At 70.1% G+C, this 16,289-nt stretch carries 15 protein-coding genes; 12 read left to right on the top strand and 3 right to left on the bottom strand.

The features are described 5' to 3' along the window. The first annotated feature begins 165 nt into the window (after positions 1–165). A complete protein-coding gene (locus tag EV644_RS02910) occupies positions 166–3,078 on the top strand; it encodes a glycosyltransferase family 2 protein (protein ID WP_132187082.1) in 2,913 nt (970 codons plus the stop codon). Further along, positions 3,075–4,553, top strand: a complete 1,479-nt coding sequence (locus EV644_RS02905) for a DUF5719 family protein (RefSeq protein WP_132187083.1) — start codon at positions 3,075–3,077, stop codon at positions 4,551–4,553. Before EV644_RS02910 ends, EV644_RS02905 begins: the two co-directional genes overlap by 4 nt. A gap of 1 nt (position 4,554) precedes the next feature. Here EV644_RS02905 and EV644_RS02900 read toward each other — a convergent pair whose 3' ends face one another. After that, a complete protein-coding gene (locus EV644_RS02900) occupies positions 4,555–5,001 on the bottom strand; it encodes a metallopeptidase family protein (RefSeq protein WP_241996013.1) in 447 nt (148 codons plus the stop codon). Positions 5,002–5,032: 31 nt separating this feature from the next. Between EV644_RS02900 and EV644_RS02895 the strand changes: the two genes are divergently transcribed. From EV644_RS02895 to EV644_RS02860, 8 genes are all read left to right on the top strand, one after another. Beyond that, complete coding sequence (locus EV644_RS02895; RefSeq protein WP_132187084.1) at positions 5,033–5,425, top strand: DUF3499 domain-containing protein; 393 nt, start codon at positions 5,033–5,035, stop codon at positions 5,423–5,425. A 99-nt stretch (positions 5,426–5,524) separates the two neighbouring features. Then, complete coding sequence (locus tag EV644_RS02890; RefSeq protein ID WP_132187085.1) at positions 5,525–6,613, top strand: Gfo/Idh/MocA family protein; 1,089 nt, start codon at positions 5,525–5,527, stop codon at positions 6,611–6,613. Continuing rightward, positions 6,606–7,349 (top strand): ThuA domain-containing protein, encoded by a 744-nt coding sequence (locus EV644_RS02885; protein ID WP_132187086.1) that lies wholly within the window; start codon positions 6,606–6,608, stop codon positions 7,347–7,349. The genes EV644_RS02890 and EV644_RS02885 overlap by 8 nt, the downstream gene beginning before the upstream one ends. A gap of 37 nt (positions 7,350–7,386) precedes the next feature. Continuing rightward, positions 7,387–8,763 carry a phosphomannomutase/phosphoglucomutase gene (locus EV644_RS02880; protein ID WP_132187087.1) on the top strand — a complete coding sequence of 459 codons (1,377 nt, stop codon included), beginning with the start codon at positions 7,387–7,389 and terminating at the stop codon, positions 8,761–8,763. Between the two features lie 10 nt (positions 8,764–8,773). Next, positions 8,774–8,986, top strand: coding sequence for a Trm112 family protein (locus EV644_RS02875; protein ID WP_241996012.1), 213 nt, complete (start codon positions 8,774–8,776; stop codon positions 8,984–8,986). Continuing rightward, entirely contained in the window at positions 8,983–10,062 is a 1,080-nt protein-coding gene (locus EV644_RS02870) for an SIS domain-containing protein (protein WP_132187088.1), read from the top strand. The genes EV644_RS02875 and EV644_RS02870 overlap by 4 nt, the downstream gene beginning before the upstream one ends. Then, the gene (gene manA / locus EV644_RS02865; RefSeq protein ID WP_132187089.1) at positions 10,056–11,228 is read left to right on the top strand and encodes a mannose-6-phosphate isomerase, class I; all 1,173 of its coding nucleotides are present in this window, start codon (positions 10,056–10,058) and stop codon (positions 11,226–11,228) included. Before EV644_RS02870 ends, manA begins: the two co-directional genes overlap by 7 nt. A 31-nt stretch (positions 11,229–11,259) precedes the next feature. Then, on the top strand, positions 11,260–12,219 hold the full coding sequence (locus EV644_RS02860) for a cation diffusion facilitator family transporter (protein ID WP_132187090.1): 960 nt from the start codon (positions 11,260–11,262) through the stop codon (positions 12,217–12,219). 15 nt (positions 12,220–12,234) lie between these two features. Here EV644_RS02860 and EV644_RS02855 read toward each other — a convergent pair whose 3' ends face one another. Then, entirely contained in the window at positions 12,235–12,603 is a 369-nt protein-coding gene (locus EV644_RS02855) for a MerR family transcriptional regulator (protein ID WP_132187091.1), read from the bottom strand. Positions 12,604–12,721: 118 nt separating this feature from the next. On the opposite strand from EV644_RS02855, the gene ahcY reads away from it, so the two are divergent. Beyond that, entirely contained in the window at positions 12,722–14,158 is a 1,437-nt protein-coding gene (ahcY, locus tag EV644_RS02850) for an adenosylhomocysteinase (RefSeq protein ID WP_132187092.1), read from the top strand. 88 nt (positions 14,159–14,246) lie between these two features. On the opposite strand, the gene EV644_RS02845 is transcribed toward ahcY, so the two are convergent. Then, on the bottom strand, positions 14,247–15,209 hold the full coding sequence (locus EV644_RS02845; protein WP_241997796.1) for an RDD family protein: 963 nt from the start codon (positions 15,207–15,209) through the stop codon (positions 14,247–14,249). A gap of 81 nt (positions 15,210–15,290) precedes the next feature. Between EV644_RS02845 and EV644_RS02840 the strand changes: the two genes are divergently transcribed. After that, positions 15,291–16,289 carry a stage II sporulation protein M gene (locus EV644_RS02840; RefSeq protein ID WP_132187093.1) on the top strand — a complete coding sequence of 333 codons (999 nt, stop codon included), beginning with the start codon at positions 15,291–15,293 and terminating at the stop codon, positions 16,287–16,289.

Here is a 16,289-nt window from a genome sequence, read left to right as displayed (position 1 = left end):
GCCGGACTTTGTCCACCGGGGCCTACGGCTGTGAGCGGGCAGTTGCACGGTTCGCGTAAGGTGAGTCCTCGCCACGCACCTGAACGGGTGTGGGGCGTGCCGGTGTAGTCGTGCCGGCACGGTCCGGGCACGCCGTTCCTTTCCCCTGAGGTGTCACTGCTCCGCATGGAATCTGAAGCTCCGGCCGGCTGGGAGTTCTTCGACGCTGTCGATTTCCCGACCGACCCCACCGACGATCCGCTGGGTCGCGCGCGGATCAGGCATGTCGTCACCGCCGTCGTGGTCGGGCACGAGGGAGCCGCCTGGCTGCCCCGGCTGACCGAGGCCCTGTGGGCGCTCGAACGGCGTCCCGAACGGGTGATCGCGGTCGATACCGGCTCCACCGACGAGACCGCCGAACTGCTCGCCGAGATGCCCGGCGTCGAGCCCGTGGTCAGCCTGTCGGCCCGCTCGGGCTTCGGTACCGCGGTGACCCGCGGGCTGGAGACGGTCGGTTTCGCGCCCATCCCCTCCTCGGTCGGCCCGTACGGCGACGACGGGCTGGCCACCGTGGTGGAGTGGCTGTGGCTGCTGCACGACGATTGCGCGCCGGCCCCCAAGGCACTCGAGCAAATGTTGCTTCAGGCAACTTTAGCGCCGGACACCGGGGTCTGGGGACCGAAGCTGCGGCTGTGGCCGCGGGACCGGGAACTGCTCGAGGTCGGCGTCACCACCTCGCTCGGCGGTCGCCGCGACACCGGTATCGAGATCGGCGAGCTCGACCAGGGCCAGCACGACCAGCCGCGCAACGTGCTCGCCGTCAGCTCGGCCGGCATGCTGGTCCGCCGCGACGTCTGGGAGTCGCTGCACGGTTTCGACCCGAAGCTGCCGATGTTCCGCGACGACATCGACTTCGGCTGGCGAGCCAGCCGGGCCGGCTTCAAGGTCGGTGTCGCCCCGGACGCGGTGGTCTACCACGCGCAGGCCGCGGCGACCGGTGAGCGTGCCCTGGCAGGGACCAGGCGGCACGCGTACCAACTCGACCGCGCGCACGCCTACTACACCGTGCTGGCGAACGCGCCGCGCAAGCTGCTTCCCCTGCTGGTGCTGAGGTTCCTGCTCGGCACCTTCATCCGATCGGTCTGGTTCCTGCTCGGCAAGACGCCCTCGGGCGCGGTCGACGAGTGGACCGCGCTGATGGGAACGCTGCTCGCCGGTGGCTGGACGAAGGCCCGCAAGGACCGCCGACGCCTCGACAAGGTGTCGTACGAGTCGATCAAACCGCTCTTCTCGCGCTCGGTGCACGCGCTCCGGCACAACCTCGAGGAGACCGGAAGCACGATCTCCGAGCGCCTTCGCGAAGCCTGGGCCGACGAACCCGAGGAACAGGTCGTCACGACCGCCCGCCGGGCGAAGAGCACGGCCCGGGTCGCGCAGGACCAGCCGCGCTGGCGTCGTCAGATCATCCGCCGGCCGTTCCTGGTGGCGTGGGTCTTCCTTTTCCTCGGCGCTTTCGTGGCCGCCCGCAGCCTGATCGGTGGCGGCGTGTTGCGGTCCAACCTGCTGCTGCCCGCGCACGAGACCCTCGGCTCGTTGTGGCACGCCGCGGCGGCCGCACCCCCCGGCGTGACCCCGCCTGCCTGGCTCGGCCAGTTCTGGGCGCTCTCGACGGTCACCTTCGGCCCGACCGGTGCGACCAACGTCATCCTGCTCGGTGCGATTCCACTTGCCGCCTTGTCCGCCTGGGTGTTGTTGCGCGCCTTCGTGGTCGATCGAGTCGCCCGCGCCTGGGGCGCATCGGCGTACGGGTTGGCGGTGTTCACCAATGGCGCGATCTCGCAGGGCCGGCTGGGGACGTGTGTCGCGGCGATCGTGCTGCCGTTGCTCGGTGCTGCCGTGCACACGGTGGCGCGGCGGCGACGGGTGGTCATCCAGGGCAGTTGGCGGGCCGCGTGGTTCGCCGGCATCTGCCAGGCCGTCCTGTTCGCCTTCACTCCGGCGCTCGGCCTGCTGGTCAGCATCTGCTTGGTGGCAGGTGCGCTGCTCGGCCTCGGCTGGCGGCGACAGGGACGGCAGTTGGTGTTCTCCGTCGTCCTCGGCATGCTGCTCGTGCTGCCCTGGACCATCGAGTTGATCCTGCACCCGTCGCGGCTGGGCCAGGAAGCAGGCGGACCGCCCACAGCCGCGGTCGGCCCGGGCGACAGCATCGCCCGCCTCCTCACCGGTACTCCGGTGGGTGCGCCGACGCCCTGGTGGTTCGCAGTACCGCTGATCGTGGTGGCTCTGCTCGCGCTCACGCGGCGGTCCCGCCAGCGGTACGAGATGCTCGGGTGGTTCGCCGCGTTGTCCGGAATGGCCGGCGCGCTGGTGGCCAGCCGCCTCGGTGGTGGCAGTGGCCCCCTGATGTTCCTGATGACGGCCGGCTGGATCATCGCGGTCACGGTCGCCTGGGACTCGGTCGGGAAGTCCAGGCAGATCCTCGTCCAGGGTGTGCTCGCGGTCGTCCTCGTCGCCACCATCGTGACGGCCGGGTTCTGGCTCGTCCGGGGTGCTGACGATCCGCTGCGGCGTGGCCCGGAGCAGGACCTCCCGGCGTACCTGATGTCCGCGCAGGGTCCACCGGAGAACGCGTCGATCCTGGTGGTGCGCAAGGAGCTCGACAACCCGATGCGGTTCTCGCTGGTACGGAACGGCGGGCCGCGGATGGGATCGCTCGAAGCGGCGCCGACGGCGGAACAGACACAGCCGATCACCGACATCCTGTCGACGCTCGGCGGCGGTGGCACCGGTGAGGAAGGACGTCAGCTCGCCGCGCTCGCGATTGACTACGTCTACCTGCCGGCACCGGTCGACCCGACGCTGATGTCGACACTGGACTCGCTGCCCGGCCTGACCCGCGCCAGCGCCGAAGCGGATGACGCTTCCTGGCTGGTCGACCGCACGTCGATCGAAGGCAAGGTGCCGTTGCAGGACGACGTGCGCAGTCTGTGGCGGGTGCTCGGCATCATCGCCTGGCTGATCGCGCTGGTGTCCTGCCTGCCGACCGCGCGCCGCACGGTCGCCGTACCGCACGGGACCCATGCCAGGAGGGCTTCGTGACCAGACTGCTGTCAGACGTGCGGGTCCGCGTCGCCGCCTGTGTGCTGGCGATGGCGGCTGTCGCTGGGCTCGCTGTGGTGACCCATCCCAAGGAGCCGGTAACGCGGCCCGAGGCGGTCGGCGAACCCACTCCTACGGTGGTGAACCGGACGGCGCAGGCCTGCCCGGTGCCGAGCGTGGGTGGCAAGGTGCAGAGCTTCGTCAACGCGGTGGCTCCGGTGCTGCCCAAGGACACGCCGATTGCCGAGGGTTCGGCCAAGCCACTGTCGATCGCGCCGTTGCCGAAGACTTCGGACCCGGTCGGCTCGCTGCTGGTCCGGGGCCGGCTCGCTTCCACCGCCCGCGCCGCGAAGCCGGTGCCGCTGTCGATCCAGGGCACCGGCCCACTGGCGGCCGGCACGGTCGGCACCAGTACATCGATCTCCACCGAAGGCGTGAACCGGGGCATGGCGAGTGTGCCGTGCCAGACGCCGGGCTCCGACTTCTGGTTCGTCGGAGCCAGCGCGGCCGCCGGGCACCGCGAGGTCCTGGTGCTGACGAACCTCGACAGCGTCAACGCCGAGGTGAACGTCTCGGTCTATGCGCCGGGTGGCGCGCTGGACCTCCCGAACGCCCGCGGCATCGTCGTACCGGCCCGGGGGAGCGCGGAGCTCTACCTGAGCCTGGTGGCGCCCAAGATGCGCGACCTGGCGCTGCACGTCGTCTCCACCGGTGGCCGGGTGGCGCCGGCGCTGCGCGACAACGCCACGAACGCTGACGGTCCGGCCGGTGTGGACTGGCTGCACGCTTCGGCTCCGCCGGCGAAGTCACTGGTTGTGCCGGGTATCGCGCCGGGCGCCGGCGAGCGGTCGGTGACGCTGGCCAACCCCGGCGATCTGCAGGCGGCCGCGACCCTGACCGTCAACGGGCCGAACGGGCCGTTCAAGCCGGCCGGGCTCTCGACCGTGCAGATCCCGGCCGGTGCGGTGAAGTCGGTGCGGCTGGACAAGGTGCTGAACGGAGACGCGAGCGCGATCACGATCAGCTCGGACCAGCCGCTGGCCGGCTCGGTGCGCAACGTCGACGCCAGCGGCACCGAGTTCTCCTCGATGGGGTCGGCCGAGGCCCTGAGCGGTCCGGCGTACCTGGTGCTGCCGCCGCACGCGCAGCCCGCGCAGTTGCAGGTGACCGCGCCGAGCAGGCCCGCGAGTCTGCGGTACGAACTGCGGGACGCGGCCGGCAAGGTGCTCAGCACTCGCACCCTCGACGTGGTCAACGGCGCGACCAGCACGATCCCCTTCAAGGCGCAGGCCGGACCGACCTACCTGATGGTCGAGCAGACCCGCGGCTCGATGGTCGCCGGTGTCACGCTGATGCCGCCGGCCAAGCTGGGCGAGGACGAGGTGCCGCTGGTGGCCTCCTGGCCGCTGACCACCTCGCTGGTGTTCCGCGCGCAGCTGGGTGCCCAACCGGACGTCCGGGCCGCGCTGAAGTAGCTCAGTCGTCGTCGGTGTCGAAGTCGGGGTCGATCTGCTCCGGCGACAGCGCCAGCACGTCGGCGAGCTCGAGCACCAGGGCGGACCGGACCAGCCAGGTCAGGCTGGTGCCGGACCGTTCGGCGCGCAGTTCGATCGGCCGGCGGAACACGACGATCCGGTAGGGCTCGTGCGAGGTGCCGCCGGTGGAGTGCGTCAGCGGGATCTCGCCGGCGTGGACGTCGAGGTTCGGCACGTCCTCGATCGCGAACTCGACCCGCGCGACGACCTGCGGGAGCCGTTTCTCCAGCCGGGTCACCTCGATCGCGACCACCTCGTCGAACTGGGCCGCGGCGGACCGCTGCAAGGGCAATCCACGCGGCGCGAAGCTGCTCGGCCTGCTGATCGGCCCGAGCATGCCGCGCCCATGGCGGTCGATGTGCCTGCGATGACGGCGAGCCTCGGTCACGCGATCAGCCTAGTGGGGGTAGCGTCTGGTCGTGAGCATCGCCAGGATCTGTTCGCGCGCCGCCTGCCATCGGCCGGCCGTGTCGACGCTCACCTACGTCTACGCGGACTCCACCTGTGTGCTCGGCCCGCTTGCGACGTACGCCGAACCGCACTGCTACGACCTCTGCGCCGACCACGCCGACCGGCTGACCGCCCCGAACGGCTGGGAGGTGATCCGGCTCGCTCCAGATCCCGCCGCGGCCGGACCCTCGGACGACGACCTCGAGGCGCTGGCGAACGCAGTACGGGAGGCGGCGCGGCCGTTGCCGCCGACGCGTCTCGGTCATCCGGCCCCGGGTGCCCCGGTCGAGGTGGCCCGCCGCGGCCACCTGCGCATGCTCCAGGACCCGGACACCACCGCCTCGGGCACCGAACAAGCCTGATCCTGCTGGCCCTGTTCCGGCCAGGGCGGCGTGTTGGAATGTGTTCCGTCACGTGGGATGAGGTTGACCACGTTGTCAGGTAGTGACAAGACTCGTGGTGTGAACGATCAAAAATTACGGGTCGGAGTGATCGGGCTCGGCTTCGCCGGGCAGACCGCGCTCGAGGCCTTCTCGGAGTTGCCCGATGTCGAGGTGGTCGCGCTGGCCGGCCTCGAGACCGACACCCTCAAGGCTCTCGGAGCCCAGTTCCAGGTGCCGCAGCTGTTCGAGAAGTGGGAGGACCTGCTCGCCGTCGACGGCCTGGACGCGGTCAGCATCGGCACCCCCACCCAGCTGCACGCGCCGATCACCCTCGCGGCACTCGACAAGGGCCTGCACGTGCTCTGCGAGAAGCCGCTGGCCAGGACCGTGGCCGAGGGCGTCGCGATGGTCGAGGCGGCGAAGAAGTCCGGCAAGGTGCTGAAGGTGGTGTTCAACCACCGCGAACGCGGCGACGTCGCCGTCCTCAAGCACCAGATCGAAGAGGGCCTGCTGGGCCGCATCTACTACGCCAAGGCGCACTGGATGCGCCGCAACGGCATCCCCGGCATGGGTGGCTGGTTCACCAACCGCGAGCTGTCCGGCGGCGGCCCGCTGATCGACCTCGGCGTGCACATCCTCGATATGGCCCTGCACCTGCTCGGCGAGCCGAAGGTGACAACGATCACGGCGAACACCTTCGCCGAGCTCGGCCCGCGCGGCCGGGGCAGTGCCAGCAGCGTGATCCGGCCGACGGTCGACACGCTCGGTTCCAAGTTCGAGGTGGAGGACCTGGCGACGGCGTACCTGCGACTCGAGGGCGGCGGCGCGTTGCAGCTGGAGACCAGCTGGGCGACCTACCGGGCACCGGGTGACAACTTCGGCATCGAGCTGTTCGGTACCGAGGGCGGCGCCAAGATCGACGTCCAGAACTACACCACCACCGACACCCTGAAGATCTTCACCGACGTCGGCGGCGTGCCGGCCGAGGTGAAGCCCGCGACCGGAGCCGGGCTCGGCCACCGCGCGGTGGTGAGCGAGTTCGTCGCGATCGTGCTGAGCGGCGACTGGTCCGCGCACAACGGGTCCGAGGCACTCGTCCGGACCCAGGTCATCGATGCCGCCTACGCCTCGGCGAAGGCCGGACGAGAGGTAGTGCTGAATGACTGAGCCGATCCGCGTCACCGTCTGGGGCGAGAACGTCCACGAGCAGGACGACGCCCAGGTGCAGAAGGTCTACCCGGACTCGATGCACGAGACGATCGCCGCCGGCCTGCGGGCCAAGCTCGGCCAGGACGTGGTGGTCCGGACCGCGTGGCTGCAGCAGCCCGAGCACGGGCTGACCGACGAGGTGCTCGCCGACACCGATGTGCTCACCTGGTGGGGGCACCGCGCGCACGGCGACGTGGACGACGCCGTGGTCGACCGGGTCCAGCAGGCCGTGCTGTCCGGGATGGGCCTGATCGCGCTGCACTCCGCGCACTTCTCCAAGATCTTCATCAAGCTGATGGGCACCACCTGTTCGCTGGACTGGCGCAGCGAGAACGACCGGGAGCTGCTCTGGACGGTGGCTGCCGGGCACCCGATCGCGCAGGGGGTGCCGCACCCGCTGGTGATCGAGCAGGAGGAGATGTACGGCGAGCTGTTCGACATCCCGCAGCCGGACGAACTGGTCTTCATCAGCTCGTTCTCCGGCGGCGAGGTGTTCCGCTCCGGCTGCTGCTACCGCCGCGGCCAGGGCCGGGTGTTCTACTTCCGTCCGGGCGACCAGGACTTCCCGACCTACCACCAGCCGGAGATCCAGCAGATCATCGGCAACGCGGTCCGCTGGGCCGCTCCGACCAGCCCCCGGCAGCTCCCGCAGGTGCACCACCGCAAGAACCCGGGCTGGTTCCAGGCGTCCTGACCATCAGTTCCAGGCCTGGGCCAGATAGGGTCCAGGCATGGTAGACGTTGCTGCGATCTTCAAGGCGTACGACGTGCGGGGGGTCGTTCCGGACGAGCTGGACGAGTCGGTGGCCCGGGCGACCGGTGCCGCCCTCGTCGAGGTGCTGGACGTCCTGAGCGGTCCCGGCGCGGTCGTGATCGGTTACGACATGCGGCCGTCGAGCCCCGGGCTCGCGGCTGCCTTTGCCGAAGGAGTGACCAGCGCCGGTGCCGACGTGATCGACATCGGCCTGGCCTCCACGGACATGCTGTACTTCGCCTCCGGCCGGCTCCAGCTGCCCGGCGCGATGTTCACCGCGAGCCACAACCCGGCGAAGTACAACGGGATCAAGATGTGTCGCGCGGGGGCCTCGCCGGTCGGTGCGGAGTCCGGTCTGCGCGACATCGAGGACCTGGTGGCCAAGTCCCTGGTCGACGGGATCGCCACGGTCGCGGCGCCGGGCAAGGTCACCCACAAGGACATGCTGACGGCGTACGCGGACTACATGCACGAGCTGGTCGACCTGTCCGGCATCCGGCCGCTGAAGGTGGTGGTCGACGCCGGCAACGGGATGGGCGGCCACACCGTGCCGGCCGTGTTCGCCACCGGCCCGGTCCAGATCGTGCCGCTGTACTTCGAGCTGGACGGCAACTTCCCGAACCACGAGGCCAACCCGCTGGACCCGAAGAACCTGGTCGACCTGCAGGCGAAGGTCCGCGAGACCGGGGCCGACCTGGGCCTGGCCTTCGACGGGGACGCCGACCGCTGCTTCGTGGTGGACGAGAAGGGCGCCCCGATCTCGCCGAGCGCGGTCACCGGCGCGGTCGCCGTCCGCGAGCTCGCCAAGCATCCCGGCTCGGCGGTGATCCACAACCTGATCACCTCCAAGGCGGTCCCCGAGCTCATCACCGAGCACGGCGGTACGCCGGTCCGCACCCGGGTGGGGCACTCCTTCATCAAGCAGAAGATGGCGGAGACCGACGCGGTGTTCGGCGGCGAGCACTCGGCGCACTACTACTTCCGTGACTTCTGGCGGGCCGACACCGGCATGCTCGCGGCGCTGCACGTGCTCGCCGCGCTGGGCGAGCAGGACAAGCCCGCCAGCGAACTGTTCGCCGTCTACGAGCGTTACGTGGCCTCGGGTGAGATCAACAGCCGGGTGGACGACGCGGCCGCGACGGTCGCGGCGATCGAAGACACCTACGGCGACCGCGACGGCATTACCGTTGACCACCTGGACGGTCTGACCGTCGACGCAGGACAGTGGTGGTTCAACGTCCGCGCGTCCAACACCGAGCCGCTGCTGCGGCTCAACGTCGAGGCCGCAGACGCCGCCACCATGGAGCGTGTCCGCGACGAAGTCCTGGCCCTGATCACTGGTGCACCGAAGTAAAAGGAAAGTGATGACTCCTCCTAACATGAACCTCGACCCCGACCTGCTGAGCATCCTGGTCTGTCCGAAGTGCCGGTCGGAGTTCCGGGTCGACGACGAGGCGAGCGAGCTGGTCTGCACCAACGCGACCTGCGCGCTGGCCTACCCGGTCCGCGACGACATCCCGGTACTGCTGATCGACGAGGCCCGCGAGACCAAGAACGAGGCTCCCGAGAACGCATGAGCTCCTTCGACGACTCGCGGCTGGACGATCCAGCCGCTCTGCAGGCAACCGACCACCTGTTGCGCCGCCTGGCAGGGGCCGGGGCGCGGGTCCGGGCCGAGATCGACGCGTCCGAGGACGCGCTGTCCCAGCTGGGTTCCGACGGCTTCCGCCCGCGGGCGATCGTCGCCGCCGGCCGGGACGCCCGGCTGGTCCGTGCGGTGCTGGAGCCGGTCTGCCCGGTCCCGTTCGTGGCCTGGCCCGGTCCGGGGCTGCCCGGCTGGGCCGGTCCGCTGGACCTGGTGATCGTGCTCGACGGCACCACCGGCGACTTCGCGGCCATCTCCGCCGCCGCTGAAGCGGTACGCCGGGGCTGCGGGCTGATGGTGGCCTCGCCCGAGGACTCGCCCGTGGACAAGGCGTCGGCCGGGTCGCGCCACGCGATCCGCCTGCCCTCCCAGTCCGACGACCAGCTCGCGGCCGCGGTCGCAGTACTGCAGGGGCTGCACCAGCTGGACCTCGGGCCGGCGGTGGACGCCAAGGCGGTCGCGGCGATGCTCGACGACGTCGCGATCGAGTGCTCGCCCAACAACGAAGTCGCGTCGAACCCGGGCAAGGACCTGGCCCTGATGCTGGCCGACGCCCTCCCGCTGGTCTGGGGCGGTTCCGTGCTGGCCGCCCGGGCGGCTCGCCGCGTGGTGGAGGCCATCCGGCTCGCCAGTGGCCGTCCGGCGCTCGCGGCCGATGCGGGGCACCTGCTGCCGGTGCTCGCGAACCAGCCGCCGCGGGACGTGTTCGCGGACCCGTTCGACCAGCCCGAGGATCTCCGGCCCGGTCTGGTCATCCTGGACGACGGCATCGACGACCCGAGCGTGACGGAGACCCGTCGCCAACTCGAGGACAAGGCCGAGCGGCACGACGTACGGGTGCACGTGGTGACGCAGGCGAACGGCACGGACGTCGCCCGGTACGCCGCCCTCATGCAGCACGGCCGGTACGCCGCCGCCTACCTGGGTCTCGGCCTCGGGCGCTACGGCACGGCCGCCGAGGATTCGCCTGCCGGCTCGGGGAATCCCGCGGAGGATCCGGCGTGGTAGCTCGGCTCCAGAACACCATCCGGGACTACGCCTGGGGCTCGCGGACCGCGATCCCCGAGCTCACCGGGGTGGAACCGGACGGCTCCCCGCAGGCCGAGCTCTGGATGGGCGCGCACGAGTCGGCGCCCTCCGTGCTCCCCTCGGGCGAATCGCTCTACGACCTGGTCTCCTCGCGGCCGTCGGAGGTGCTCGGCGCCGAGGTCGCCGAGCAGTTCGACGGCAGGTTCCCTTTCCTGGCCAAGATCCTGGCCGCGGAGCAGCCGCTCTCGATCCAGGCGCACCCGTCCCGCGAGCAGGCGATCGACGGGTACGCGCGGGACGAGGCGGCGGGGATCCCGCGCGACGCGGCCGACCGCAACTACAAGGACGCCTGGCCGAAGCCGGAGATCCTGATCGCCCTCGGCCCGTTCGACGCGCTGGTCGGGTTCCGGCCGCTCGAGCAGACCGTGGCGCTGCTGGATGCCCTCGACGCCAAGGGGCTCGACGACCTCACCGACCTGCTGCGCAACGGGAAACTGCAGGATGCGTTCACCGAGTTCATGGGCACCGACCGCGACGCGATCCGCCCGCTGGTCGCCGCCCTCGGGGAGGCCTGCCGCGCCTATCGGGGCGACACCTTCGCGCTGGAGGCCGACAGCCTGGAGAGGTTGTGCGAGGAGTTCCCGGACGACCCCGGAGTACTGGCCGCGCTGCTGCTGAACCGGGTCCGGCTCGAGCGGTTCCAGGCCGTCTACCTGCCCGCCGGGAACGTGCACGCTTATCTGCGCGGCACCGGGTTCGAGGTGATGGCGAACTCGGACAACGTGCTGCGGGGTGGCCTGACTCGCAAGCACGTCGACGTCGCGGAGCTGGGATCCGTGGTGGATTTCGAGCCGCTCGCCTCGCCGGTGCTGGAAGGAACCCCCGTCGCGCCGGGCATCACGGCGTACGAGACGGGCTGTGAGTACTTCGCCGTCCGCCGGATCGAGCTGACCGAGGACGGGCTGGAGGTGCCGGCGGCCGGGCCGCGGATCGTCGCCTGTGTCGACGGATCCGCCGTGGTAGGTGCCCAGGGCACCGAAGACGCCGTGGCGTTGTCCGCCGGGCAATCGGCGTTCCTCGAAGGACCCGAAGGACCCTGTACCCTGCGTGGTTCCGGCACGGCGTTCGTCGTGTCCGCTCGCTGAAACCCCTGAAAAGCACGGAGGAACGGGCAAAATGGCTGGTGGCGGTAACAAGGCCGTCGTCGCGGCACTGCTGGCGAACACCGGTATCGCGATCACGAAGTTCGGCGCCTGGGCCCTGACCCAGTCGGCGTCGATGCTGGCCGAGTCGATCCACTCGCTGGCCGACGCCGGGAACCAGGTGCTGCTGCTGATCGGGGCGAAGCGGGCCAAGCGGGAGGCCGACGAGCTGCACCAGTTCGGCTTCGGGCGCGAGCGCTACGTCTACTCGTTCATCGTCGCGATCGTGCTGTTCAGCGTCGGTGGTCTCTTCGCGCTGTACGAGGGCTACCACAAGGTGCACGACCCGCACGGGATCGACGACTGGAAGTGGGTCCCGGTCGCGGTCCTGCTGGCCGCGATCGTCATGGAGTCGTTCTCGTTCCGGACCGCGATCGTCGAGGCGAACAAGGTCCGCGGCCCGGTCCGGTGGGCCCGCTTCATCCGCAACGCCCGGGCGCCCGAGCTGCCGGTCATCCTGCTGGAGGACTTCGCCGCCCTCACCGGTCTGCTGCTGGCGCTGATCGGCGTCGTGCTGACCCTTGTCACCGGCAACGGAGTCTTCGACGGCCTGGGCTCGATGGCGATCGGCGCGCTGCTGGTCTGCGTCGCGATCTTCCTGGCGATCGAGATGAAGTCGCTGCTGCTGGGCGAGTCCGCGACCCGCGAGGCGCAGCAGAAGATCGTCACCGCGATCGAGAGTACGCCGGGCGTCCAGCGCCTGATCCACATCAAGACCCTGCACCTCGGCCCCGAGGAGGTCCTGGTCGCCGCCAAGGTCGCCGTCGAGCCGGACGCCGACGCCGCCTCCATCGCCGAGACCATCGACGCCGCCGAGGTCGCCGTCCGCGAAGCCGAACCGATGTCGGTCCACATCTACGTCGAGCCCGACATCTACGTGGAGGGCCACCAGCCGGCCCCCCGCCCCGCAGTCCCCGAGGCCCCCGGCCACTGACCCGTCGTGCGAGGGTCAGCGGGGTCGGTGAGGTGGGGGTGGGAGGACGCCGGAGCGGCCCAGCCACCGGAGGGCTCGTTCCCGGTCGATCTCGGCGAGGCTGGGGGGTGCGGAGAGGCGGCCGGTGCGGTAGCCGAGGTTGCGGATGTCGGCGGCTACCGAGGGTTCTGCCAGGGCTTTCAGGGCGAAGGCCAGGGCGGCGGGCGTCACGTCGTAGCGGTGTTCCAGTTCGAGGGCGAGCTTGACCGCGGCGAGGTCGCGGTCGTCGTACTGGCGCTGGGAGTTGCGGCCGGCCCGGGAGCGCGGCAGCAGGCCGAGCGCCTCCCGATAGCGCAGCATGCGGGGAGTGGTGCCCAGCAGTTTGGCCGCTTCAGTGATGCGCATGCCACTCATCTTGACATTTCAGTGTCAGAAACGCCGCCCAGGCGGTCAAATACCCTGCCTGCGCCCTCTAGGCTCTGGCAGGCAGGAAGCAATCACAGTCTTCAGGGGAGCGGAACGCATGACGTTCGATTACAAGGTGGCAGACCTCGGACTCGCGGAGTTCGGGCGCAAGGAGATCCGGCTGGCCGAGCACGAGATGCCGGGCCTGATGGCGATGCGCGCGCAGTACGGCGAGAGCAAGCCGCTGGCCGGCGCCAGGATCATGGGCTCGCTGCACATGACCATCCAGACCGCGGTGCTGATCGAGACGCTGGTCGCGCTCGGCGCCGAGGTCCGCTGGGTCTCCTGCAACATCTTCTCCACCCAGGACCACGCGGCCGCCGCGGTCGTCGTCGGTCCGAACGGTACGGCGGACGCCCCGCAGGGTGTCCCGGTCTTCGCCTGGAAGGGCGAGACGCTGGAGGAGTACTGGTGGTGCACCGAGCAGGCGCTCACCTGGCCGGGCAATGACGGCCCGAACATGATCCTCGACGACGGCGGCGACGCCACCATGCTCGTGCACAAGGGCACCGAGTTCGAGAAGGCCGGCGCCGTTCCGGACCCGTCGACCGCCGAGTCCGAGGAGTACGGCGTCGTGCTGTCGGTGCTGACCCGGACGCTGCAGGAGGACCCGCAGCGCTGGACCACCATCGGCCAGGGCATCAAGGGTGTCACCGAGGAGACCACCACCGGCGTGCACCGGCTGTACGAGATGCACAAGGCCGGCGCGCTGCTGTTCCCGGCGATCAACGTCAACGACTCGGTCACCAAGTCGAAGTTCGACAACAAGTACGGCTGCCGGCACTCGCTGATCGACGGCATCAACCGCGCCACCGACGTGCTGATCGGCGGCAAGGTCGCGGTCGTCTGCGGGTACGGCGACGTCGGCAAGGGCTGTGCGGAGTCGCTGCGTGGTCAGGGCGCCCGGGTGATCGTCACCGAGATCGACCCGATCTGCGCGCTGCAGGCGGCGATGGACGGCTACCAGGTCACCACCCTCGACGACGTCGTGGGCACCGCGGACATCTTCGTCACCACCACCGGCAACAAGGACGTCATCACCGCGGACCAGATGTCGCGGATGAAGCACCAGGCGATCGTCGGCAACATCGGCCACTTCGACAACGAGATCGACATGGCCGGGCTGTACAAGACGGCCGGCATCGAGCGGGTCACCATCAAGCCGCAGGTCGACGAGTTCCGCTTCGCCGACGGACACACGGTGATCATCCTGTCCGAGGGCCGGCTGCTGAACCTCGGCAACGCGACCGGTCACCCGTCGTTCGTGATGTCGAACTCGTTCACCAACCAGGTGCTGGCCCAGATCGAGCTCTTCGCCAAGACCACCGAGTACCCGACCGACGTCTACGTGCTGCCCAAGCACCTGGACGAGATGGTCGCCCGCCTCCACCTCGACGCGCTCGGCGTGAAGCTGACCGAGCTCTCGAAGGAGCAGGCGGAGTACCTGGGTGTCCCGGTCGAGGGCCCGTACAAGTCGGACGCCTACCGCTACTGAGCTCCCGCAGTACCGCGTACGCACGCCAAGGCGCCCCGTTCTCCGAGCGGGGCGCCTTCGCGTTGCCCGGGGGGCTGTTCCCTGGCGGTCAGTAGCTCTGGCCGGGCTGGTTGCTGCCGGGTGCGTGCCACCCGCCGGGGTTGACCACCGTGTCCTGCGGCCGGGGCGCAACTGGCGGTGGCGGCGAGTACGGCCTTTGCTGCGGTGTGGGGTAGGGCTGCGGGGCGCCGTACGGGCTGGGGGGTGCGTAGGGGCTGGCGGGGCCGAAGGGGCCGGTGTTGGTGCCGTAGGTGGGGCGCTGGGTGGCAAGCCGGGCGAGCTCTCGGCGGCGGCGCTCGGCCAGTACTGCGGACAGGAACGCGGGCGAGGAGATCGCCACCGGCGGCGAGGGCGCCGTGACTCCGCCGACGCGGAAGGCGAGCGCATCCCCGAGCGCGACCTGCGCCGCCGGTTCCAGTTCGGTATAGCGCGCCAGATAGTCCCGCGAGGTGTTCGCCAGTTCGTCGGACAGCCGCGACAGCTCCAGAGACTGGGCCCACTGCACCAGGTGTCCCGGCACGAACAGCGGCGGTGATGCCATCGGCTGGTGCCGTTCGCGGATCACCACCGTGCCTGACACCATGTCGCCGATCCGCTTGCCCTGCTTGTTCATCAGGCTCGCCACGATCCCCGGGCAGGCGGCGAACCACGGCGCGAAGTCCACGAACAGCCACAGCAGGTTCCGCACCAGCGCTTGCCGGAACCGGATCGAACTGCCGTCGTCGCGGACCACCTTGAGGCCGAGCATCATCTTGCCGAGCGTCCGGCCGCGGGTCAGCGTCTCCATCAGCACCCGGTAGCCGATCAGCACCAGCAGCAGCACGATGAAGACGAGCGCGACCCCGAGCGCCTCGCTGGCGCCGCCGATCAGGAAGCCGAACAGCGACGTGAGCAGCACAACGATCACGATGCCTTGGATCGTGAGGTCGATCGCACAGGCCAGCGCCCGGGTCGGCATCCTGGCGATGCGCACCTGGAGGACGACCGCTTCCCCCGTGACCAGCTGAGACACCGTTCCGCCCCCCTCCGCCAAAGACACTTCGTCCGGCTAGTCTGCCAGCGCAGGGAGCCAGAGCGAGCGACAGGAGGGGTGATGGACGTCGAGGCGTTCGTGTCCGTGCATCAACCCCAGTGGGATCGGCTGGCCCTGCTGACCCGCCGCCAGCGAAGGCTGAACGGCGCCGAGGCTGATGAACTCGTACTGCTCTACCAGCGCGTCGGCACGCACCTGTCGGCGCTCAGAGCCGCCGGTGCGGACCCGGTGACCGTCGGCCGGTTGTCCGGCCTCATCGCGGACGCCCGCGGCGCAGTGACAGGCGCTCAAGCACCTGTTTGGCGAGACATCTCGCGGTACTTCCTGGTGAGCTTCCCTGCCGCGCTGTACGTCTCGCGGCGCTGGTGGCTCACCATCGGCCTGCTGTTCTACCTGGTCGCGGCCTGGATGGCCTGGCGGATCATCGCCCATCCGGAGGTGATCGAGTCGATCGCGACACCCGCGCAGATCCAGGAACTGGTCGACAAGGACTTCGCCGCCTACTACTCGGAGAACCCGGCCCAGGACTTCGCCCTGCGGATCTGGATCAACAACGCCACCATCAGCGCCGCGGTCCTGGCGATCGGGGTGCTGCTGATCCCGACCTTCTTCGTGCTCTGGAGCAACGCGGAGAACCTGGGCGTCACCGCCGGCCTGATGATCGGGAACGACCGGGCGAACGTGTTCTTCGGCCTGATCACCCCGCACGGCCTGCTCGAGCTGACCGCGGTGTTCGTCGCGGCCGCGGCCGGGCTCCGGCTCGGCTGGGCCTGGATCGCACCCGGCCCGCGGACCCGGATGCAGGCGCTCGCCCAGACCGGGCGGGCCACCGTCGGGATGGCGATCGGCCTGGCCGTGGTCCTGCTGATCACCGGACTGATCGAGGCCTTCGTGACTCCCTCGCCGCTGCCGACCGCCGTACGGGTGGGAATCGGGGTGCTCGCGGAGGTGGCGTTCTTCGCCTACGTGTGGACTCTCGGTCGCCGCGCGGTTCTCGCGGGTGACTACGGCGATGTCGAGGCCGCCGACCGCGAGGCGAGTGCTCCAGTCTCCGCCTGA

It is taken from the genome of Kribbella orskensis (assembly GCF_004342085.1).
Lineage (GTDB): Bacteria > Actinomycetota > Actinomycetes > Propionibacteriales > Kribbellaceae > Kribbella > Kribbella orskensis.
This window is presented reverse-complemented; position numbering and strand designations above follow the sequence as displayed.